The sequence below is a fragment of the Exiguobacterium sp. AB2 genome, assembly GCF_000696055.1.
In the GTDB taxonomy this organism is placed as follows: domain Bacteria; phylum Bacillota; class Bacilli; order Exiguobacteriales; family Exiguobacteriaceae; genus Exiguobacterium; species Exiguobacterium alkaliphilum.
The window spans coordinates 1-21156 of record NZ_JNAA01000039.1 but is presented as its reverse complement, the minus strand read 5'-3'; the positions used below and the strand labels follow the sequence as shown (position 1 = coordinate 21156).

At 56.3% G+C, this 21156-nt stretch carries 17 protein-coding genes and 2 pseudogenes; 18 read left to right on the top strand and 1 reads right to left on the bottom strand.

All coding sequences use genetic code 11. The features are described from left to right. The first annotated feature begins 80 nt into the window (after nucleotides 1-80). The 12 genes from pyrR to DI14_RS05675 all read left to right on the top strand — a co-directional run bounded on the left by pyrR (nucleotide 81) and on the right by DI14_RS05675 (nucleotide 13355). Nucleotides 81-614, top strand: a complete 534-nt coding sequence (gene pyrR, locus DI14_RS05730; RefSeq protein WP_034806428.1) for a bifunctional pyr operon transcriptional regulator/uracil phosphoribosyltransferase PyrR — start codon at nucleotides 81-83, stop codon at nucleotides 612-614. Nucleotides 615-662: 48 nt separating this feature from the next. Then, nucleotides 663-1964: a uracil-xanthine permease family protein gene (locus DI14_RS05725; protein ID WP_034806425.1), complete on the top strand. Its 1302-nt coding sequence runs from the start codon at nucleotides 663-665 to the stop codon at nucleotides 1962-1964. Nucleotides 1965-2094: 130 nt separating this feature from the next. Beyond that, nucleotides 2095-3000 (top strand): aspartate carbamoyltransferase catalytic subunit, encoded by a 906-nt coding sequence (locus DI14_RS05720; protein ID WP_034806422.1) that lies wholly within the window; start codon nucleotides 2095-2097, stop codon nucleotides 2998-3000. Continuing rightward, the gene (locus DI14_RS05715; RefSeq protein ID WP_051622587.1) at nucleotides 2997-4277 is read left to right on the top strand and encodes a dihydroorotase; all 1281 of its coding nucleotides are present in this window, start codon (nucleotides 2997-2999) and stop codon (nucleotides 4275-4277) included. Before DI14_RS05720 ends, DI14_RS05715 begins: the two co-directional genes overlap by 4 nt. Further along, nucleotides 4255-5337, top strand: coding sequence for a carbamoyl phosphate synthase small subunit (locus tag DI14_RS05710; RefSeq protein WP_034806420.1), 1083 nt, complete (start codon nucleotides 4255-4257; stop codon nucleotides 5335-5337). The genes DI14_RS05715 and DI14_RS05710 overlap by 23 nt, the downstream gene beginning before the upstream one ends. Before the next feature lies 1 nt (nucleotide 5338). Beyond that, the gene (gene carB, locus DI14_RS05705) at nucleotides 5339-8539 is read left to right on the top strand and encodes a carbamoyl-phosphate synthase large subunit (RefSeq protein WP_034806417.1); all 3201 of its coding nucleotides are present in this window, start codon (nucleotides 5339-5341) and stop codon (nucleotides 8537-8539) included. After that, nucleotides 8536-9255: a dihydroorotate dehydrogenase electron transfer subunit gene (locus DI14_RS05700; RefSeq protein ID WP_034806414.1), complete on the top strand. Its 720-nt coding sequence runs from the start codon at nucleotides 8536-8538 to the stop codon at nucleotides 9253-9255. Before carB ends, DI14_RS05700 begins: the two co-directional genes overlap by 4 nt. Further along, on the top strand, nucleotides 9252-10178 hold the full coding sequence (locus DI14_RS05695; protein ID WP_034806410.1) for a dihydroorotate dehydrogenase: 927 nt from the start codon (nucleotides 9252-9254) through the stop codon (nucleotides 10176-10178). Before DI14_RS05700 ends, DI14_RS05695 begins: the two co-directional genes overlap by 4 nt. Further along, nucleotides 10153-10857: an orotidine-5'-phosphate decarboxylase gene (gene pyrF / locus DI14_RS05690; RefSeq protein WP_034806407.1), complete on the top strand. Its 705-nt coding sequence runs from the start codon at nucleotides 10153-10155 to the stop codon at nucleotides 10855-10857. The genes DI14_RS05695 and pyrF overlap by 26 nt, the downstream gene beginning before the upstream one ends. Then, complete coding sequence (gene pyrE / locus DI14_RS05685) at nucleotides 10841-11467, top strand: orotate phosphoribosyltransferase (RefSeq protein ID WP_034806405.1); 627 nt, start codon at nucleotides 10841-10843, stop codon at nucleotides 11465-11467. The genes pyrF and pyrE overlap by 17 nt, the downstream gene beginning before the upstream one ends. A gap of 104 nt (nucleotides 11468-11571) precedes the next feature. Beyond that, nucleotides 11572-12402: a DUF4097 family beta strand repeat-containing protein gene (locus DI14_RS05680; RefSeq protein WP_034806403.1), complete on the top strand. Its 831-nt coding sequence runs from the start codon at nucleotides 11572-11574 to the stop codon at nucleotides 12400-12402. Next, a complete protein-coding gene (locus tag DI14_RS05675) occupies nucleotides 12399-13355 on the top strand; it encodes an aromatic acid exporter family protein (RefSeq protein ID WP_034806401.1) in 957 nt (318 codons plus the stop codon). The genes DI14_RS05680 and DI14_RS05675 overlap by 4 nt, the downstream gene beginning before the upstream one ends. 196 nt (nucleotides 13356-13551) lie before the next feature. Here DI14_RS05675 and DI14_RS05670 read toward each other — a convergent pair whose 3' ends face one another. Continuing rightward, complete coding sequence (locus DI14_RS05670) at nucleotides 13552-15240, bottom strand: NFACT family protein (protein WP_034806400.1); 1689 nt, start codon at nucleotides 15238-15240, stop codon at nucleotides 13552-13554. Between the two features lie 156 nt (nucleotides 15241-15396). Between DI14_RS05670 and gmk the strand changes: the two genes are divergently transcribed. The 6 genes and pseudogenes from gmk to fmt all read left to right on the top strand — a co-directional run. Then, nucleotides 15397-16020, top strand: a complete 624-nt coding sequence (gene gmk / locus DI14_RS05665) for a guanylate kinase (RefSeq protein WP_081825825.1) — start codon at nucleotides 15397-15399, stop codon at nucleotides 16018-16020. Then, nucleotides 16020-16229 carry a DNA-directed RNA polymerase subunit omega gene (gene rpoZ / locus DI14_RS05660; RefSeq protein WP_034806394.1) on the top strand — a complete coding sequence of 70 codons (210 nt, stop codon included), beginning with the start codon at nucleotides 16020-16022 and terminating at the stop codon, nucleotides 16227-16229. The genes gmk and rpoZ overlap by 1 nt, the downstream gene beginning before the upstream one ends. 59 nt (nucleotides 16230-16288) lie before the next feature. Then, nucleotides 16289-17479 carry a bifunctional phosphopantothenoylcysteine decarboxylase/phosphopantothenate--cysteine ligase CoaBC gene (gene coaBC, locus DI14_RS05655; RefSeq protein WP_034806388.1) on the top strand — a complete coding sequence of 397 codons (1191 nt, stop codon included), beginning with the start codon at nucleotides 16289-16291 and terminating at the stop codon, nucleotides 17477-17479. Next, a complete protein-coding gene (priA, locus tag DI14_RS05650; protein WP_034806386.1) occupies nucleotides 17476-19800 on the top strand; it encodes a primosomal protein N' in 2325 nt (774 codons plus the stop codon). The genes coaBC and priA overlap by 4 nt, the downstream gene beginning before the upstream one ends. Before the next feature lie 11 nt (nucleotides 19801-19811). Further along, nucleotides 19812-20189: pseudogene (gene def / locus DI14_RS15190) on the top strand (peptide deformylase); the annotation flags it as partial. A gap of 93 nt (nucleotides 20190-20282) precedes the next feature. Further along, nucleotides 20283-21156, top strand: a pseudogene (gene fmt / locus DI14_RS05640) (methionyl-tRNA formyltransferase); the annotation flags it as partial.

Genomic DNA, 21156 nt, shown 5'->3' with positions numbered 1-21156 from the left:
GACGTCTGCCCCTCACATATGAAGACTTCCTTTTCCAGCCGGACGAGGAAGTCTTCTTTTTTGTAGAAAGGAGGAACGCCATGAAACGTTCTACCATTTTAGATGAAGCCGCCATCCGACGCGCGCTCACACGAATCGCCCATGAGATTATCGAACGCAACAAAGGGACGGATAACGTCGTGCTCGTCGGGATAAAAACCCGAGGCGAGACGCTCGCCGACCGGCTCGCACGCCGCATTGAAGAGATTGAAGGCAAGCCGATCGCCCTCGGCAATTTAGACATCACGATGTATCGTGACGACTTGTCGAAAAAGTCGCTCGACCCGGAAGTGAAAGCGACGGAACTTCCGCATGACATTAACGGAAAGACGGTCGTCCTCATCGACGACGTCCTCTACACCGGTCGGACGGTGCGTGCCGCAATGGACGCCCTTGTCGACCACGGTCGCCCAGATTACATCCAACTCGCCGTCTTGATTGACCGCGGACACCGCGAGTTACCGATTCGCCCAGACTTTATCGGAAAAAACGTCCCGACGTCGAAGTCGGAACAAGTCGTCGTTCGACTCAGTGAAGTCGACGCGACAGACGAAGTCTTCATCAATCAGCAATAACCCAATAAACCTTTAAGGTGGTCCAGAGAGGCCAGGAAGGAGAACGACATGAAACAACCCATCCTCAACATCCACGAGCATCCCGCTCACTTGCCGCAATGGCTGCTCTTCAGCTTGCAACACGTCTTCGCCATGTTCGGAGCGACGATTTTAGTCCCGATTTTGACGGGGCTCAACACATCGGTCGCCCTCGTCGCTTCCGGCGTGGCCACGCTTTCATTCTTAGCCATCACCCGCTTCAAAGTCCCAACGTATCTCGGATCGAGTTTCGCCTACATCGCCCCGATTATCGCCGTCAGTCAACAGTGGGGCGTCGAAGCCGCCTTGTTCGGCGGCATCATCGCCGGCTCGGTATACGGCGTCGTCTCGCTCATCGTCTATAAAACGGGCGTGCGCTGGTTATTACGGCTCTTGCCGCCGGTCGTCGTCGGACCGGTCATCATGGTCATCGGCTTGTCACTTGCACCGGTCGCCATTGACATGTCGATGAATGACAACGGGGCGTATAACGGGACGTTCATCACAATCGCACTCCTCACGCTCGGCATCACGATGCTCGCGATGACAAAGCTAAAAGGCGTCTGGGGCGCCGTGCCGATTTTGTTCGGCATCGTCGGAGGGTACGCCATCGCAGCCATGTTCGGGATCATCGATTACTCGGCCATCGGACAAGCGAGCTTGTTCCAACTCCCGGACTTCACGATGGTGTTCGTCGACTACATGCCGATGTGGCAAATCGGGGCACTCCTCGCCATCGTCCCGGTCGCCCTCGTCACGATGACGGAACATATCGGCGACCAGATGGTCACGTCAAAGATTATCGGACGTGAGACGATGAAAGACCCGGGCCTTCACCGCACGCTTCTTGGCGACGGTGTCGGGAAAGCGGTCGCCTCGGCACTCGGTGGCCCACCGTGTACGACGTACGGGGAAAACAACGGTGTCATGGCCATCACGAAAGTATACAGTGTGTACGTGATCGCCGGTGCTGCGCTCATGGCCATCAGCTTCGGCTTCCTCGGTCACGTCGAAGCGTTCATCTCGACGATTCCAAATCCGGTCAAAGGCGGCATCTCGATTCTCTTGTTCGGCGTCATCGCCTCGAACGGACTTCGGACGATGGTCGAAAGCAAAGTCGACCTCGCCGAAAAACGCAACTTGATCATCGCCTCGGTCATCCTCGTCGTCGGTCTCGGTGGGGCGATGGTCCAACTCGGCAGCTTCCCGGTCCAGGGGATGGCACTCGCGACGATCGTCGGCATTTTGTTGAACGCCTTCTTGCCGAAAGAAGAGCCGACGGAATCAGCGAATGAAACAACTGAAGAAACACGACAAGCAAGTAACTTTTAATTCGATCCCGTGAGGTCGGCAAAGTGAAGGCTCGTTTATTTGGGTGTGTCCACCCAAATGAAGGCGTCCCTTCACGTAGGTGAAGAGGCGCCTTTTCTCTTTGCCTTCTATACAAAAGGAGGAGACGAACATGAACTTGATTCAACAACAACCGAAACATTTTGTCAGTCTCGACACGCTCGCACTCGATGAGATTATGGGCTTGATTGAAGAGTCGCTTCGCTATAAGCAAGGCGACATGCCGCCGCTGTTTGACGGGAAGACGGTCGCGAACTTGTTCTTTGAAAACTCCACGCGGACGAAGAACTCGTTTCAAATGGCCGAGCGTCACTTGAACATCCAAGAGATCCCGTTCGACGTGGCGACATCGTCGGTGACGAAAGGCGAGACGCTTTACGACACGTGCAAGACGCTCGAGGCGATCGGCATCAATGCGCTCGTCATCCGCCATCCGGAAGCGGGCTATTATCACGAACTCGTCGAGAGATTGAACATCCCGGTCTTAAACGGCGGGGACGGGAGCGGGGAACATCCGTCCCAGTCGCTCCTCGACCTCGTCACGATTTACGAGGAGTTCAAGACGTTCCAAGGATTGAACGTCGCCATCTGTGGCGACCTCGTCCATAGCCGTGTCGCCCGATCGAACGCCTCGGTCTTGCGACGGCTCGGCGCGAACGTCGTCGGCTGCAGCCCGGAGTCGTGGTGGGACGAGTCGATGGGACTCGAGCGGCGAAACATCGACGACGTGTTACACGAGAGTGACGTCATCATGTTGCTCCGGGTCCAACACGAGCGTCACATCATGGGCGACATCTTCTCGAAAGAAGACTATCACACCCAGTTCGGCTTGACGGTCGATCGGGTCGAACGGATGAAACCGGACGCAATCATCATGCATCCGGCACCGGTCAACCGGGACGTCGAGATTGCCGGCAGTTTGATTGAACACGAAAAGTCACGCATCTTTCCACAGATGACGAACGGCGTATACGCCCGGATGGCCATCTTACATCGAGCATTAGGGGGACAATCATGATACTTCAACACGCAACCTGGTATGACGGGAACACAAAACGGACGACGAACATCTTAATCGAACACGGCGAGATTCGCGCTGTCGACTATGACGGCACGACCGATGGCCACGAAGTCATCGACGCGAGCGGAAAGCTCCTCATCCCGGGACTCGTCGACGTCCACGTCCATCTGCGCGAACCGGGCGGGGAGAAGAAAGAGACGATTAAGACCGGGACCGAAGCCGCGGCAGCTGGTGGTTTCACCACAATCTGTGCGATGCCGAACACGCGCCCTGTCCCAGACGACCGCGAGACGATGGATCGACTGGTTCGTAAAATCGAAGAAGACGCCATCGTCCGTGTCCTTCCGTACGCTGCCATCACGAAGCGGCAACTCGGAACCGAACAAGTCGACATGGATTCGCTTAAGGACGCGTTCGCCTTCACCGATGACGGGGTCGGCGTACAGTCTGCCGCGATGATGCGTCAGGCGATGCGGGAAGCGAAACGACTCGGCAAGGCAGTCGTCGCCCACTGTGAGGACAATACGCTGAAGGCCGGTTCGGTTCACGAAGGTCGCTTCAGTGAAGAACACGGCATCCAAGGCATTCCGAGCCTCGCCGAGAGTATCCATATCGCCCGCGACGTTTTAATCGCCGAAGAGACGGGCTGTCACTATCACGTCTGTCACGTCTCGTCACGGCAATCGGTCCGCGTCATCCGGGACGCCAAACGTGCCGGCATCCACGTCACGGCCGAAGTGACCCCACACCACCTCGTCCTCTGTGAAGACGACATCCCGGGTCTTGATCCAAACTTCAAGATGAACCCGCCGCTCCGAAGTGCGGACGACCGTGCGGCGCTTATCGAAGGGTTGATGGACGGGACGATTGACATGATTGCGACCGATCACGCTCCGCATACGGCAGCAGAGAAAGCAGAAGGAATGGAGCGGGCCCCGTTCGGCATCACCGGATTCGAGACGGCGTTCCCGCTTCTATACACGACGTTCGTCAAGACGGGACAGCTAGAAGAAGTCGCGCTCATCGAGTGGATGACGAAACGTCCGAGTGACGTATTCGGATTGCCGTACGGTGCGATCGAAGTCGGACGAGCGGCGGACCTCGTCCTCGTTGACACGGAGACGGAACGGGTCGTCGACCCGACGACGTTCAAGTCGAAAGGAAAGAACACACCGTTCGCAGGGAAACACTTGGTCGGCTGGCCGGTCTTGACGATCGTGGCCGGAGAAATCGTATATAAGGGGAGATTCGATGAAACGAACATTATGGCTTGAAGACGGGACTTCATTTGTAGGGACAGCGTTTGGTGCTGACATCGAGACGACCGGGGAAGTCGTCTTCCAGACTGGGATGACCGGATATCAAGAGATGTTGTCCGATCCATCCTATTGTGATCAACTCATCGTGCTGACGAATCCGTTGATTGGGAACTATGGCGTCAACCGTGAAGATTTCGAGACGACCGTTCCGATGGCAAAAGGTCTCATCGTCAAGGAAGTGTGCGATGCACCTTCAAACTTCCGCTCGACGGCGACGTTATCGGATACGCTCAAACGATTCAACATTCCAGGTCTTGCGGGCGTCGACACACGGATGCTCACACGTCACTTACGTTCTCGCGGTGTCATGCGCGGCGTCATGGTCGACGGAGAATCGACGTGGGACCTCGTCAAAGACCGCTTCGACGGTCTGCTTCCGACCGACCAAGTCGAACGCGTCTCGACGAAGCGGGCCTATGTGACGACCGGCAGCGGTCCCCGCATCGCCCTCATCGATTTCGGGGCGAAGCTCGGGATTATGCGCGAACTCGTCAAACGTGACTGTGAAGTCGTCGTCTTGCCGCACGACGTGACGGCGGAAGAAGTTTTGCGCTACGAACCGGACGGCATCATGTTGTCGAACGGACCGGGGGACCCGAAAGACGTCCCGACGGCGCTCCCGCTCATCGAGACGCTCATGCCGAAGTTACCGCTGTTTGGCATCTGTCTCGGCCATCAATTGATTAGCCTCGCCGGCGGGGCAGACACGTTCAAACTCCCGTTCGGCCATCGCGGTGCCAACCATCCCGTGCTCGAACTAGAGACCGGGGCGGTGACGATCACGTCCCAAAACCACGGCTACGCCGTCGATGAGTCGTCACTCGCGACAACTGGGCTCGTCGTCACGCACCGTGCCGTCAACGACGGGACCGTCGAAGGCGTCAAACATCTCCACTATCCGACGTTCTCGGTCCAATACCACCCTGAGGCGGCACCTGGACCGTACGACGCTAACGATTTATTCGACCGTTTCATGCAACTCGTTCAAGAAAACAAACAGAAAGTAGGAATGTGACATGCCAAAACGACCAGATATTCAGAAAATCCTCGTCATCGGATCAGGCCCCATCGTCATCGGACAGGCGGCAGAATTTGACTATGCTGGTACACAGGCATGTCTTGCCTTGAAAGAAGAAGGCTACGAAGTCATCCTCGTCAACTCGAACCCCGCTACGATCATGACCGACCCGACGACGGCGGACCGTGTCTATATCGAACCGCTCGAACCGGAGTTCGTCGAACGGATCATTCGTCAAGAGCGTCCCGACGCGCTTCTCGCCACACTCGGCGGCCAGACCGGACTCAACTTGGCGATGGAACTGGACCGTCGCGGTGTCTTGGCGGACTGCGGTGTCGAATTGCTCGGGACGAAACTGTCGGCCATCAAACAAGCGGAGGACCGGGAACAGTTCCGCGACTTGATGTACAAGCTCGGCCACGGGGTACCGGAAAGCGAGATCGTCCAGTCGCTCGACGCGGCCTGGGGTTTCGCGGAGCAAATCGGGTACCCGATCATCATCCGTCCGGCCTACACGCTCGGAGGAACCGGTGGCGGGATCGCCCACGACCGGGCGTCGTTCGAGCAAATCGTCGAGTCGGGTCTCAAGGCGAGCCCGGTGACACAAGTGTTGCTCGAGAAGTCGATCGCCGGGATGAAAGAAGTCGAATATGAGGTCATGCGCGACTCGAGCGACCAGGCGATCATCGTCTGTGCGATGGAAAACTTTGATCCGGTCGGGGTCCATACGGGCGACTCGATCGTCTTCGCCCCGACTCAGACGTTGTCGGATCGCGACTATCAGATGCTCCGTAGCGTCTCGCTCGACATCATCCGCGCCCTCGGCATCGAAGGGGGATGCAACATCCAGTTCGCCCTCGACCCGGACAGCTTCACGTACTACGTCATCGAAGTCAACCCGCGCGTGTCGCGCAGTTCGGCGCTCGCCTCGAAAGCGACGGGCTACCCGATTGCCAAGCTCGCGGCCAAGGTCGCCGTCGGCTATAAGCTGTCGGAGCTGAAGAACCCGGTGACGGAGACGAGTTACGCCTCGTTCGAACCGGCGCTCGACTACGTCGTCGCCAAAATTCCGCGCTTCGCCTTCGACAAGTTCGAATCGGCTGACCGCCGTCTCGGCACGCAAATGAAAGCGACTGGGGAAGTGATGGCGATTGGGCGTAACGTCGAAGAGGCGCTCCTCAAGGCCGTCCGCTCACTCGAACTCGGGACAGAGGACCTGGCCGTGCCGCGACTCGCACAATTGAGTCAACATGAACTTGAACGCGAGTTGACGACGCCGACCGACGAGCGGTTATGGATGCTGTATGAGGCGCTTCGTCGCGGGTATTCGCCAGAGCAGTTACATGAGTTGACGAAAATCGACCGCTTCTTCCTGTCGAAACTCGCCCGCATTTGGCAACAGGAAGCGACGCTCCGGCGTGAACCGCTCACACCAGCCAGCCTCGTCGAGTCGAAACGACTCGGCTTCAGCGACAAGATGATTGCCCGGATCGTGAACGAGAATGTGGAGACGATCACATCGCTCCGGAACGACTGGGGTGTCCGGCCAGTGTATAAGATGGTGGATACGTGTGCCGCCGAGTTCGCCTCGGAGACGCCGTACTTTTATGGGACGTACGAAGTCGAGAACGAGGCCGTGAAGACCGAAAAACCGTCGATTCTCGTCCTCGGCTCGGGTCCGATCCGCATCGGACAAGGCGTCGAGTTCGACTATGCGACCGTCCACTCGATTCAGACGATTCGTGACGCGGGCTATGAAGCAATCATCATCAACAACAACCCGGAGACGGTGTCCACCGACTTCTCCATCTCGGACCGGCTCTACTTCGAACCGCTCACGACCGAAGACGTGCTCGAAGTCATTCGGAACGAACAGCCGCTCGGCGTCATCGTCCAGTTCGGCGGTCAGACGGCCATCAACTTGGCGGCCTCGCTCGAAGCGGAGGGCGTCAAGATTTTAGGGACGTCACTCGAGGACCTCGACCGCGCCGAAGACCGGAAAGCGTTCGAGGCGACGTTGACAAAAGAAGGACTCGCCCAGCCACCAGGGAAGACAGCGGTGACGGTCGAAGAAGCCGTCGCCTGTGCCGACATGCTCGGCTATCCGGTCCTCGTCCGACCGTCCTACGTGCTCGGCGGACGGGCGATGGAAATCGTGTATGAGCAGTCGGAGCTCGAACGCTACATGCGCCATGCCGTCGTCGCCTCAAAAGAGCGCCCGGTACTCATCGACCGCTACTTGACAGGCATCGAGATTGAAGTCGACGCTATCTGTGACGGGACGGACGTCTATATCCCGGGCATCATGGAACATATCGAGCGGGCTGGCGTTCACTCGGGCGACTCAATCGCCGTCTATCCACCACAGCGACTCTCTGACGAGTTGAAACGACAAGTCGTCGACTACACGATTAAACTTGCCAAGGCGTTCCGCATTAAAGGGTTACTCAACATCCAGTTCGTCTATGCCGACGACTTATACGTCATCGAGGTCAATCCACGGGCGAGCCGGACCGTCCCGTTCATCTCGAAAGTGACAGGCCTCCCGGTCGCGCGCATCGCCACGCAGGCGATTCTCGGGACGAGTTTGAAAGACCTCGGGCTTGGGACCGGCTTGCATCCGGAAGCGGACGCCATCTCGGTCAAAGTACCGGTATTCAGTTTCGCAAAATTAAAAGAAGTCGATCCAACGCTCGGGCCGGAAATGAAGTCGACCGGTGAAGTCATGGCGACCGACCGGACGCTCGAGAAGGCGCTGTATAAAGGGCTCGTCGCCGCCGGCATGACGATCGCCTTGAAAGGGAACGTCCTGTTGACAATCGCCGATCAAGATAAAGCCGAAGCGCTCGACATCGCGCGGCGGTTCCATCGTCTCGGATTCCGATTGATGGCGACGAGCGGTACGGCACACGCGCTCGAGCAAGCGGCACTTCCAGTAAAACGGGTCGGGAAAATCAGTGAGGAAGGCGAGACGATGCTGAGCGTCATCGAGCGTGGTGTCGACATCGTCTTGAACACGACGACACGCGACGCCCTCACGACGAAAGACGGGTTCATCATCCGTCGGGCCGCGGCCGAGCAAGGGGTGCTCTGCCTGACGTCGCTCGATACGGTGAAGGCGCTGCTCCAAGTCATCGAGAGCCTCTCGTTCCAGACGACGAGCCTGCCGGCATTCACCGAGTTCGGAGTGACCGTATGAGACAGTTCGCAACCGTATTGTCGAATCATCCAATCGCAAAAGGGGCGATGGAGATGAAAGTGTCGGTCGAGGACAGCGTGATCGCGCCAGGGACGTTCTTCCATGTGAAGACGTCAGAGTTACTCCGGCGCCCGCTGTCGGTCGCGAACGTCGAGGGGGACGTCGTGACATTCCTATACAAAGTCATCGGGAAAGGGACACAAGACCTCGCTGCACGACGGCCGGGTGACGTATTAGACGTCCTCGGTCCGCTCGGCAACGGGTTTCCACTCGAACAGACGGGTAAGCGTGTCGTCCTCGTCGGTGGTGGCATCGGCGTGCCGCCGCTCTATTATACGAGACGGCTGCTCACGGAACGGGGGATTGAAACGATTGCGATTCTCGGGTTTGATACAAAAGAAAGTGTGTTCTATGAAGAGGCGTTCCGTGCGCTCGGGGAGACGATCATCACGACGGTCGATGGTTCCTACGGGGAAGCCGGATTTGTGACCGGTCCGCTCGCAGACATCGAGGCCGACGTCTTGTTCAGCTGTGGGCCGGAACCGATGCTCAAGGCGGTCGCGGCGTCGCATATCAAAGAGCGCTTCGTCTCAATTGAAAACCGGATGGGATGTGGCATCGGGGCGTGCTTCGCTTGTGTGTGCGAGGCGCCTGGCGGTTATGTCAAAGTGTGTAGCGACGGGCCAGTGTTCCGAGCAGAGGAGGTGACGCTATGAGGTTACATGTCAGTTTACCTGGGCTTCAATTAAAGAATCCGATCATGCCGGCATCCGGTTGTTTCGGTTTCGGGGAAGAGTTCGCGAAATTATATGATTTATCGATGCTTGGCGGCATCATGATCAAGGCAGCGACGGGCGAGTCACGGTTCGGTAACGCGACGCCGCGCGTCGCCGAGACGGCGGAAGGAATGTTGAACGCAATCGGGCTTCAAAATCCCGGTGCTGAAGCGATCGTATCGGACAAGCTACCGTTTCTCGCAACGTTCGATACCGAGATTATCGCGAACGTCGCCGGTTCAACGCCGGAAGAGTACGTGTACGTCGCCGAGACGATGAGCGCGGACCCGACCGTGAAAGCGCTCGAACTGAACATCTCGTGCCCGAACGTGAAGTGTGGTGGGATGCAGTTCGGGACCGATCCGGTCATGGCGGCCGAATTGACCCGTCTCGTCAAAGCGGCTTCATCCAAACCGGTGTACGTCAAGTTGTCCCCGAACGTCACGTCCATCACGGACATGGCGAAAGCGGTCGAAGCGGCCGGAGCCGACGGCATCACGATGATCAATACGCTCGTCGGGATGCGCATCGATGTCACGACGGGGACACCGATTCTTGCCAACCGCATCGGGGGGCTGTCAGGGCCGGCCATCAAACCGGTCGCGATCCGTATGGTATACGAGGTCGCCCAAGCAGTCGATATCCCGATTATCGGGATGGGCGGCGTGCGGTCGGTCGATGACGTGCTCGAGTTCATTTATGCGGGCGCCTCGGCCGTCGCCGTCGGAACGGCCAACTTTGAGAATCCGTACGTCTGCCAAGAGATTATTGAAGCGTTGCCGCACAGACTTGACGAACTCGGAATCAATCATATTTTAGACGTGAGGGGGAAAGCGTATGAACAGACTGTATCTCGCGCTTGATGTCGAGACGGCGGACGATGCGTTCCGCTTGTTACGGCGCATCGAGGCACGACCGGCCGTCAAAGTCGGCATGGAGCTGTTCTATCGCGAAGGAGGGCGATTCGTCGAGCGGCTCGTCGGCGAAGGGTACCCGGTGTTTTTAGACGTCAAAGTCCATGACATCCCAGAGACGGCACGGCGGACGCTCCGTCAAATCGGTCGCCTCGGCGTCGAATTGACAAACGTCCATACGCTTGGGGGCGAGACGATGATGCGTTACGCCTTAGAGGGATTACGTGACGTGACCGACACGACGCGATTGATTGGGGTCACCCAACTGACGTCGACCGATGAACGGATGCTCGCCGATGAGCTACACATTCGCGATGGGCTCGAACAGGCCGTCCTCAGGCAGGCGTCGATGGCACAACGGGCGGGGCTCGACGGGGTCGTCGCGTCGGTCCATGAAGCCGAGGCGATTCACCAAGCGCTCGGCTCAACCTTTTTGACGGTGACGCCGGGTATCCGACTGAACGAGGCAGCCGACGACCAAGTACGCGTCGCCACGCCTCAGGCAGCCCGCGACGCCGGCGTGTCCGCCATCGTCGTCGGCCGACCGATCACCCGATCCGTTGACCCGAACGCCGCTTACACACATTACCTTAACGAATGGAGTCGAACGTATGAAACAAATCGCTGAAGCATTGCTAAAGATTGAAGCCGTGACACTCTCGCCGGAGAACCCGTACACATGGTCGAGCGGACTGAAAAGTCCGATCTATTGTGACAACCGCTTGACGCTTAGCTATCCCGAGGTTCGGAACTTGATTGTCGACGCGCTCGTCGAAGCGATTCGACCGCTCGACGTCGATGTCATCGCAGGGACGGCGACAGCGGGGATTCCGCATGCGACGCTTGTCGCCGACCGTCTCGGGTTACCACTCGTCTATGTCCGTTCAAGCGCGAAAGGTCATGGCAAAGGGAATTTAATCGAGGGCCGGTTCGAACGAGGGGCTCGTGTCGTCGTGATTGAAGATTTGTTGTCGACCGGGGAATCGAGCATCAAAGCCGCTCGAGCGGTCGAGACAGCGGGCGGCGAAGTCGTGAAGATTCAAGCGATTTTCTCGTACAGCTTGAACCGTCTCGCCATCAACCTGTTGGACTCGGGCCTAACTGCGGATGCACTGACGACCCTATCGGATTTGCTCGACGTCGCCGTCAAGAAGCGAATCATCCGTGAAGACGAAGCTGCTTCGTTACGTGACTGGCGTACAAATCCGACAGGCTGGAGCGAACGCGTCACATCATAATCACCCTTTCGAAGAATCCACCTCCGGGCGGATTCTTTTTCGATGTGCATCATGGGATACTGAACGTGTTAGAATAGGGAAAGCAGATGAAGAAGGAGATAGATATGGCGTACTCTAGAATGAAAGGGAAGTCGTGGAAAGCACGGTTTCAAGACGTCCCGAAGCATCGTAAAATCACATTCGGCCTTGTATTCCTCATCCTCCCCGCCCTCTTTTTCGTGAACTTATTCGTATTTAGCGACGTCTTGGCACTCGGGGACAAATATGAGGACCGTTATCAAATGAAGAAGTTGCGGCTCGAGACGGCGCATGGCAACGTCGAGTTCATCCGTAGCACGAATGAAAAAGTCCAAGTCGAGGTGCTACAGACGAACTCGAAAGAACGGACGATCAAAGTGAAGGCGGTCGGGGATACGATTTCAATCGTCGAACGGTTCGGACGTTTCAGCCAGTTCGGCAGCCGACCGAGCGCATCCCCGTCGCGCTATAAGATCCGTGTCGCCTTGCCGAGCTCGATGACATCGATTGATGTGACGGCCGAGCAAGTGACGGGTCAAGGGTTGATTGCGAAGTCGATCGTCTTGGATGCGAACGCGGTCAACTTGACGAAAGTCGAGTCGGACCGGCTACGTGTCGAGACGCGCAGTGATGTGACGCTCGAGACGGTCCGGGTCGTCCAAGCGGACATCCGTTCTTACCGTGAGGCATCCGTGCGCGACATCGTCGTCAACCGGGCGTTGACCGTTCAAACCGAAGCCGGAGCGCTCACGTTCGAGCCGCGACATGCGACTGGTCAAGTGAACGTCGATACGGGAGGAAGCGTGACTGCTGCCGAACGCTACAACGAGGTTGGCAGCGGTGTGTATCAGCTGTCAAACTCGAACCGACCGACGATCGATTTGATTGCGGAGACAGGGAAGGTTGAGTTGAGATGATGGATAAGCGATACATCCCGAAAGTCGGTCTTCGGACGTTGAAGACCGGCATCGCCGTCGCCATCACCATCGCGTTATCGTGGTACGTGTTCGGCATTTATTCCGGTATGGGCGCCATCGCCGCGGTCGTCGCGATGCAGCCGACCGTCAAACGTTCGTCAAAAATCGTCTTCAGTCGAATCTTCGGGACGATGGTCGGACTGATGTGTGGCCTCCTCATCGTCTATGCGTTCGGTGTCAACCCGATCTCAATCGGACTCGCCGTCATCGTCGCCTTGACGCTGAACACGACGTTCGATAAGACGCATATGTCGACGTACGCCGCGTTCGCCATCGTCCTCATGCTCGAGAATCCGACGACCGACTTCTTCCACTACGCGTGGACCCGGTCGTTATTGACCGCGGTCGGTGTCTTCGTCTCACTCGGTGTGAACTATGCGTTCATGCCGCCGCGTTACGAGGAGCGACTCCTCGGCGAGATTCGGAAGACGTCGTCTTATATGTTCCATCATTGGCGTGAACTCGTCGGTTCGCCGGCCGAACTGCTCGAGACGAGGGCCCGCATCCTCGGTCATCAAGAACTGCACATGATGCTACAAGAGGACATGAAAGTCACGAACGTGAAGTTGAAGCATTTGACGATTAAACAATATCGGTTGTTGATTCACCTTGAGGACAAGCTCGTCCTCTTGCTCGAGAGTTTAGCGGAACATCGCGAGGCGCTCTTATTGATGGATGAGGAGGATCGAAAGACGTTCGAGGCCGAGTTTTTATATTTGCTCGCCCATCACCATGACATCCTCTATACGTGTGATAAGCCGTACTCGCTGTTCACGTTGCCCCATGAAGACTTATCCGTCTCAGAAATCTTGCACGGGCACTTGCTTGACTACCATGAACAGCTTGAGTTGTTCAAACATGACCCGAAACAAACACAGGCTCCGTCGCGATGACGGAGCCTGTGTTCATGATTCATAAAAATGCTCGTCCTCTCGGCGCCTACGCTTTCCTCAGGCAATCCCGGAGCCGCATCGCGACATGAAGTCGCTGCTGGGTCTCCGTCGCATCGCCCCAGGAACGGAGGGTGCCAGCGAAGGCAATACTAAGAATCTACACAAACAAGACCACGTCATGCGACGTGGCCAATGCTCATTGCTGGAGTGATTTGACGAGCCGCTCATCCGGCGTGACGTACACCGTCTGCTGATCCGTGTAGATGACGAACCCGGGCTTCGCGCCGCTCGGTTTTTTCACGTGGCGCGCTTTCGTGTAGTCGACCGGAACCCCGCTCGAGGCACGCGCCTTCGAGAAGTAGGCGGCTACCGTCGCCGCCTCGAGGAGTGTCGTCTCGTCCGGTTCAACCGAACGGATGATGACGTGGGAGCCTGGAATGTCTTTCACGTGAAGCCAAATCTCGTCACGTCGTGCGAATTTGAACGTCAAATGGTCGTTTTGCGTGTTGTTTTTCCCGACATAAAACTCCGTGCCGGTCGACGAGACGTACCCTTCGAGGGCAATCTTTTTCGTCTGTTTCTTCTTTTGCGCCTTTTGACGGATATACCCGCCTTCAGCGAGTTCTTCTCGAATCTCGATAATGTCAGACGGCGCGGCGACATCGAGTTGCGCGATCAACGTCTCCAAATAGACGATCTCAGCTTCGTTCAACTCGATTTGCTTTTGCACCTCGACTTTTGCGACTTTCAATTTGTTGTATTTCTTATAATAGCGTTGCGCGTTCTCGTTCGGTGTCTTGAGCGGGTCGAGTGGGATGTCGATCATGGCACCGTCCTCGTCATAATAATCGACGACGTGAGCGACGGTCATCCCTTTCTCGAGTTGGAATAAGTAGGTCGTCAACAGCTCGCCATACTTTTGGAGCTCATCGGACCGTTCCGTCGCCTTCAAATCATCGAGCAGACGTTTTCGTTTCAACTGATTTTTCTCGAGCTCGGATTTGAGCAACCGTTCGACATCGTGCGCCTGCTGTTTGACGCGGTCGCGGTTCGCTTTCTCATAGAAGAAGCGGTCGAGCACGTCTTTACTCGAGTCATACGTCTCTTCTGACATGACGTCACCGAACGTCAAGCGGACGGGAGCGAACCGTTCTTTTCCGGAGGCGAGCTGTTGGAAGACGTATTCGCCTTCAAGGTCAGCAATGACACTGTCAAACGCCGCCTCGAGACTCGCGCGGTTAGGCGTTTTGGCCCGATAGACGATTTCTTGTGCGATTTGTGGGCTCATCCCGGCGAAACTTGAGACGAGCTGTTTATCGAGCTTGCCTGCATTCCAGTCGATGCGTTTTAATCCTTCCACTCGTTCTGTCAGCGGGTCGCATTTGTCTTGAGCGGGTGGCAACAAGTACTCGCTACCCGGCATGATTGTCCGGTACGTGTTTTGGGACGGTGGTAAATGTTTGATGGCGTCTAAAATTTTGCCGTCCTCATTCGTCAAGACGACGTTCGAGTGACGCCCCATCAATTCGATATACACCCGTTTGTTCTCCTCGTCACCGAGCTCGTTTCGCGAACGGACCGAAATGACGATGACACGGTCACGGCCGACTTGTTCGACAGCCGTGATAAATCCACCTTCGATATGTTTTCGTAAAATCATGCAAAACATCGGAGGTTCTTGCGGATTTTTAATTGCGGTATCAGTCAATTGAAGTCGGGCGTACATCGCGTTCGCTGACACGAGCAATTGTACGTTCTGTCGATTCGATCTCACTTGCATCATCAAGTCGAGCGCATACGGCTGGTGGACGCGGTTGATTCGTCCACCGACGAGCGCCTGAAGTTCCGTCACGACTCGGTATGTCATTAATCCATCATATGCCACTAGTCTCATCACCTTTGTTCTTTTTCTGTCTCTACGTTATCAGATTAACGGAAAATATGGTACGATGAAGTAGGAAATCCGAACTTCTTCTTGCCGTAACAATCGGTGGACTGCTATTATTATGAAATGTGATGTTAGAAGATGGAGGGCAATGCATTGAATTTTAAAGAACGAGGTTTATTAATCGTCTTGTCCGGTCCAAGCGGTGTCGGCAAAGGAACCGTTTGCCGCGTACTCCGTGAGGAAGAGGATAACAACCTTCAATATTCTGTATCGGCGACGACACGGAAACCACGTGAAGGTGAGATTGAAGGAGTGCATTACTTCTTTAAAACGAGAGAACAGTTTGAAGACATGATTGAGCATAAGCAATTGCTCGAGCATGCCGAGTTCGTCGGGAACTATTACGGGACACCGGTCGAGTGGGTACGCGAAACGCTCGAAGGTGGGAAGGACGTCATTTTAGAGATTGAAGTCCAAGGTGCGTTCCAAGTGAAGGAACGCTTCCCGGAAGCCGTCTTTTTATTCTTGGCCCCGCCGAGCCTGCAAGAGCTCCGCAACCGCCTCGTCGGTCGAGGTACGGAATCGGAAGAAGTCATCAAACAACGTTTGCTCGTCGCTCGTGAAGAAATCGAATTGATGGATGCCTATGATTACGTTGTGACCAATGATGAAGTCGAAAAAGCGATTGAACGCATCAAAGCGATCGTGACGGCCGAGCATTGCAAACGTGAACGTGTCGCGTCTCTCTATAAAAAAGCCATGATGGAGGTCATTTAATGTTATACCCTTCGATTGATGCCTTACAACGTACAATCCCGTCGAAGTACACGATCGTGACGGTCGCTGCTAAACGGGCCCGTCAAATTCAGGACGGAAAAGCTCCGAAAGTTGCCGCGCCAAAATCGTATAAGCCGGTCGGACAAGCGCTAGAAGAACTGTATTCGGGTGACACGACAATCATCGCGAACGAAAAGAACAACGGATGAAGTGTGACCCAAGTCGTTTGCGACTTGGGTCTCATTGTCTATAAAGGGGAGAATGGTGAATGGTGAACGATCGGAACATCTTGCTTTGTGTGAGCGGTGGGATCGCTGCTTACAAGGCGTGTGCACTCACGTCGAAACTCGTACAAGCGGGCGCGAACGTGCGCGTCGCCATGACCGCATCTGCCGAGCAGTTCGTCGGTCAAGCGACGTTCCAAGCGCTCAGCCGGAATCCGGTCTATACGGATGTGTTTGAAGAACATGACCCGACAAAAATCGCGCACATCGACGTCCCGGATACGAGTGACTTGATCGTCGTCGCACCAGCGACGGCGAACATGATTGCAAAGCTCGCGAACGGGTTAGCGGACGATTTTATCACGACTTCGATTTTAGCTGCGACGTGTCCGGTCATCATCTCGCCGGCGATGAACGTCAACATGCTCGACCATCCGGCGACGCGCCGTAACATCGAGACGCTCAAATCATACGGGTATCAAATCATTGAACCTGGCGTCGGCAACCTCGCCTGCGGTTGGATTGGCGGAGGACGTCTGCCGGAACCGGAAGACTTACTGCGCATCATCGCGAGCCAATTCGTCCCAAAACATCTCCTCGGTAAACGCGTGCTCGTGACAGCCGGCCCGACGGTCGAACGGATTGATCCGGTCCGGTTTCTTTCGAACGACTCATCCGGGAAGATGGGTGTCGCCCTCGCCGAGGCGGCCCGGGATATGGGCGCCTACGTCACGCTCGTGCACGGGCCGCTTCAAATCCCGATTCCCGACGGCATGACCGCGCTCCCCGTCGAGTCGAGCGCGGAAATGCTCGAGACGGTGCTCGCACATTTCGACGACCAGCACCTCGTCATTAAATCGGCCGCGGTCGCCGACTATCGACCGACGACCGTCCATGCCGAGAAACATAAGAAAGTCCATGGGCCGTTGACGATCGAGCTCGAAGAGACGACAGATATATTAAAGACGCTCGGGATGAAGAAAAGAGACCAAATACTCGTCGGTTTCGCCGCCGAGACCGAGCAGCTCGAGACGCATGCCCGCGCCAAACTCGAGAAAAAGCGTGTCGATTATCTCGTGGCGAATCACGTGGCGACACCGGGCATCGGGTTCGGGGCAGACGAGAACGAGGTCACCCTCTTCCGTGCGGACGGCTCGGTTCACCGGCTACCGCGCCAATCGAAACAGGAGTTGGCGCATGCGCTGTTGCTTCAATTTAAGGAAGCGATTCGATGATTGCACACGTCCACGTCGATGCACCGGTCATCACGATTGACCGGCCGTTCGATTACGAAGTGCCGGTCCAGTTCGAATCGCTCATCGAGCCGGGGATGCGTGTCTCGGTCCCGTTCGGAACGCGGCGACTCCTTGGAATCGTCACCGGTCTGTCCGAAGGGACCCGGGACGGGCTCAAGCCGCTCGAGGCACTTCTTGATGAGGAATCGTCCTTGACCGATGAGCTGCTCGATTTGTCGACCCACGTGAAACAGACGACGCTCTGTTTCCGATCATCAGCCTTACTCGCCATGCTCCCGGCCGCGCTCAAAGTCAGTTATGACAAAGAGATAAAAGGCGAGGTGCTCCCGGAAGGGGTTCGGGCCGGTACACATTTGTCGGAATATCCGAAAGACGTCCAGTCCGTCATTCTCGATCTCGCCAAAAAAGGCGAGCTCTCGTTGTCGCCTGTATTAAAAGAAAAACGGACCGTGAAGACAGACCTCGTCATCGAACGATTGGATGCGAGTGTCGTTCCGGCCCGGGCGAAAAAGCAACAAGAAGCGATGCGTCTGCTTGAAGACGTGCCCCGCATGTATTGGTCGTCGCTCAGGCAAATCGGCCTGTCACGGGCACAGCTTCAAAAACTCGAGGCGCTCGGCGCCGTCCGGGTGACCGAGGTTGAATTGAATCGTGACCCGTACGCCTTGATTGAGCAAGTGACCGAGACGGTCGAGTTAAACGACAGTCAGACGGTCGCCGTGAGAGCGATTCGTGAAGCGGAGGCCGGGGAGACGCTGTTGTTGCATGGCGTGACAGGGAGCGGAAAGACTGAAGTATATCTCGAAGCGATTGGCCAAGTCGTCGATGAAGGCAGACAAGCGATTTTACTCGTCCCGGAAATCAGTTTGACCCCAATGATGGTGAAGCGATTCAAACGCCGTTTCGGGGACCGCGTCGCTGTGCTCCATAGCGCGCTTTCCCAAGGAGAGAAATACGACGAATGGCGTAAAATCAAGCGCCGTGAAGTCGACGTCGTCGTCGGGGCCCGTTCGGCCGTATTTGCCCCGCTCGAGAACATCGGGCTCATCATTTTAGATGAAGAGCATGAGACGACGTATAAGCAAGAAGAGAACCCGCGCTATCATGCGCGGGACGTGGCGATTTGGCGGGCCCGCTATCACGGCTGTCCGGTCGTGCTCGGCAGTGCGACACCGTCGCTCGAGTCGTATGCACGGGCGCAACGCGGCGTCTATCGCTATCTTCATTTGAAAGAGCGTTACGGTGGTAAGATGCCGCCGGTGCACATTATCGATATGCGGCGCGAACTCGCACGAGGCAACACGACGATGTTCTCGGAAGATTTGTTTGTCGCCATCAACGACCGCATCGCGAAAAAAGAACAATGTGTCATCTTGCTCAACCGGCGCGGGTTCACGACGTTCGTCATGTGTCGGGATTGCGGGGAGGGACTGACGTGCCCGCACTGTGCCGTCAACTTGACGTATCATCAACACGGCGATCGATTGAAGTGTCACTATTGTGGTTATGAGATGGGGATGCCATCCAAATGTCCATCGTGCGACAGTAAAAAAATTAAACAGTTCGGTACCGGTACCCAGAAAATCGAGACGGAGCTGCTCAACCGCATCCCGGACGCGAGAATCATCCGAATGGACCAAGACACGACGTCACGCAAAGGAGCGCATGAACAACTGCTGAAACGGTTCGAGGACGGCGAGGCCGACATCTTGCTCGGCACGCAAATGATTGCCAAAGGGCTCGACTTCCCGAACGTCACGCTCGTCGGGGTACTCGCGGCCGATGCGACGCTCGGCATGCCGGACTTTCGGGCGACCGAGCGCACGTTCCAACTCGTCACACAAGTGGCGGGCCGTGCCGGTCGAGGTAAGCTTCCGGGAGAGGCGTACGTCCAAACGTACAACCCGGAGCATTACGTCATCGAGACGGCGAGTGAACATGACTATGAAGCATTTTATGAGCAGGAGATGCGACTGCGGCAAGTCGGGACGCATCCACCGTATTGGTACGTCACGCTCGTCACGATCGCGGCCGAGAACCCGCTCGTCGCGCAGACCGAGGCCGAGCAGTTCGCCGAAGACTTTATGAACATGCACATCGACCAATCGCGATTGAACGGACCGATGCCGGCGCCGCTGTCAAAATTGAAAAATATGTATCGCTATCAGCTGTTCATCAAGACGAAACAGCCCGAGTCGCTCTATCCAGCGCTCGCCACGCTCCAACAGGCACGGGCGAAAGCGATAAGCAAAAAAGAATATCAATTGAGTATCGATGTAAATCCATACGTATTCATGTGAGGTGGAACTTGATGTATAAAGTAGTAGAAGTACCAAACGAGATTTTACGGGTCGTCTGTGAGCCGGTGACGAAGTTTGATAAAAAGTTGCGTCAAACGGTCGACCGTCTGTTCGACACGATGTACGAGTATGACGGGGTCGGCGTCGCCGCGCCGCAAGTGAACTTGAACCAACGTCTCGCCGTCGTCCATACGGATGACGAGACGGGACCGCTCGTCTTGATTAACCCGGAGATCATCGAGACGTCGGGTCAAGAAGTCGGGCTCGAAGGCTGTTTGAGCATTCCGGGTGAATTCGGTTTCGTCGAACGCCATGAGACGATTGTCATCAAGACACAAGATTTAAAAGGGCGCGAGCAGCGCGTGAAAGCGAGCGGTTTTTTCGCTCGAGCGATTCAACATGAGATTGACCACTTAGATGGTGTGTTGTTCACGGATAAGCTCGCCGTTCCGGATAAAGGGACGGACAAGCGAATCGTCTTCATGGGAACGCCGACATTCGCTGTGTCTGTACTTGAGCGCCTGCTCGAAGAAGGATACAATGTCGTAGGTGTCGTCTCCCAACCGGATAAACCGGTCGGCCGCAAACGTGAATTGAAACCGACACCGGTGAAAGCGTGTGCGCTTCGCCACGACATCCCGGTCCTGCAGCCAGAGAAAGTCCGTACGGATTACGCAGACATTCTCGCGCTCAAACCGGACTTGATCGTGACGGCCGCATATGGACAAATCGTCCCGACGGAGCTGTTAGAGGCACCGCCACACGGCGCCATCAACGTTCACGCTTCATTGCTACCAAAGTACCGCGGCGGGGCGCCGATTCATCAAGCGATTCTCGACGGAGAGCGCGAGACGGGCGTCACGATCATGTACATGGTCGATCAACTCGACGCTGGTGACATGATTGCGAATACGATCGTGCCAATCGAGGAGACGGATACGGTCGGCACACTGTTCGACAAGCTCGCCGTTTCTGGCTCTGACTTGTTGATTCGGACGCTACCGGCATTTTTTGGCAGGCTGGATTGAAGCAGTGCCGCAAGACGAGCAAGACGTCACGTTCGCGCCGAACATCAGTCGCGAGCGGGAAGCGCTCGACTGGACGCAATCGGGCGAAACGATTTACAACCATATCCGCGGGATGAACCCGTTCCCGACCGCCTATACGACGATTGCCGGAGAACGCGTCAAAGTGTTCGCGAGCGAGAAGACGACGGGCAGCGGGGAAGCGGGCACGATCGTCCGCCTCGAGGAGGACGGATTTGTCGTCGCGACCGGAAATGATGTCGCCATCAAAGTGACGTTGTTACAACCGGCTGGAAAAAAACAAATGGACGGTGCCACGTTCATGCGTGGA

What these genes read in the sequence shown, in the direction of transcription:
- rpoZ (WP_034806394.1), top strand. Translation starts at nt 16,020, where the DNA reads ATGTTATACCCTTCGATTGATGCCTTACAACGTACAATCCCGTCGAAG.
- pyrR (WP_034806428.1), top strand. Translation starts at nt 81, where the DNA reads ATGAAACGTTCTACCATTTTAGATGAAGCCGCCATCCGACGCGCGCTC.
- DI14_RS05710 (WP_034806420.1), top strand. Translation starts at nt 4,255, where the DNA reads ATGAAACGAACATTATGGCTTGAAGACGGGACTTCATTTGTAGGGACA.
- carB (WP_034806417.1), top strand. Translation starts at nt 5,339, where the DNA reads ATGCCAAAACGACCAGATATTCAGAAAATCCTCGTCATCGGATCAGGC.
- pyrF (WP_034806407.1), top strand. Translation starts at nt 10,153, where the DNA reads ATGAACAGACTGTATCTCGCGCTTGATGTCGAGACGGCGGACGATGCG.
- DI14_RS05700 (WP_034806414.1), top strand. Translation starts at nt 8,536, where the DNA reads ATGAGACAGTTCGCAACCGTATTGTCGAATCATCCAATCGCAAAAGGG.
- DI14_RS05715 (WP_051622587.1), top strand. Translation starts at nt 2,997, where the DNA reads ATGATACTTCAACACGCAACCTGGTATGACGGGAACACAAAACGGACG.
- pyrE (WP_034806405.1), top strand. Translation starts at nt 10,841, where the DNA reads ATGAAACAAATCGCTGAAGCATTGCTAAAGATTGAAGCCGTGACACTC.
- DI14_RS05675 (WP_034806401.1), top strand. Translation starts at nt 12,399, where the DNA reads ATGATGGATAAGCGATACATCCCGAAAGTCGGTCTTCGGACGTTGAAG.
- priA (WP_034806386.1), top strand. Translation starts at nt 17,476, where the DNA reads ATGATTGCACACGTCCACGTCGATGCACCGGTCATCACGATTGACCGG.
- DI14_RS05725 (WP_034806425.1), top strand. Translation starts at nt 663, where the DNA reads ATGAAACAACCCATCCTCAACATCCACGAGCATCCCGCTCACTTGCCG.
- DI14_RS05720 (WP_034806422.1), top strand. Translation starts at nt 2,095, where the DNA reads ATGAACTTGATTCAACAACAACCGAAACATTTTGTCAGTCTCGACACG.
- DI14_RS05695 (WP_034806410.1), top strand. Translation starts at nt 9,252, where the DNA reads ATGAGGTTACATGTCAGTTTACCTGGGCTTCAATTAAAGAATCCGATC.
- coaBC (WP_034806388.1), top strand. Translation starts at nt 16,289, where the DNA reads ATGGTGAACGATCGGAACATCTTGCTTTGTGTGAGCGGTGGGATCGCT.
- DI14_RS05680 (WP_034806403.1), top strand. Translation starts at nt 11,572, where the DNA reads ATGGCGTACTCTAGAATGAAAGGGAAGTCGTGGAAAGCACGGTTTCAA.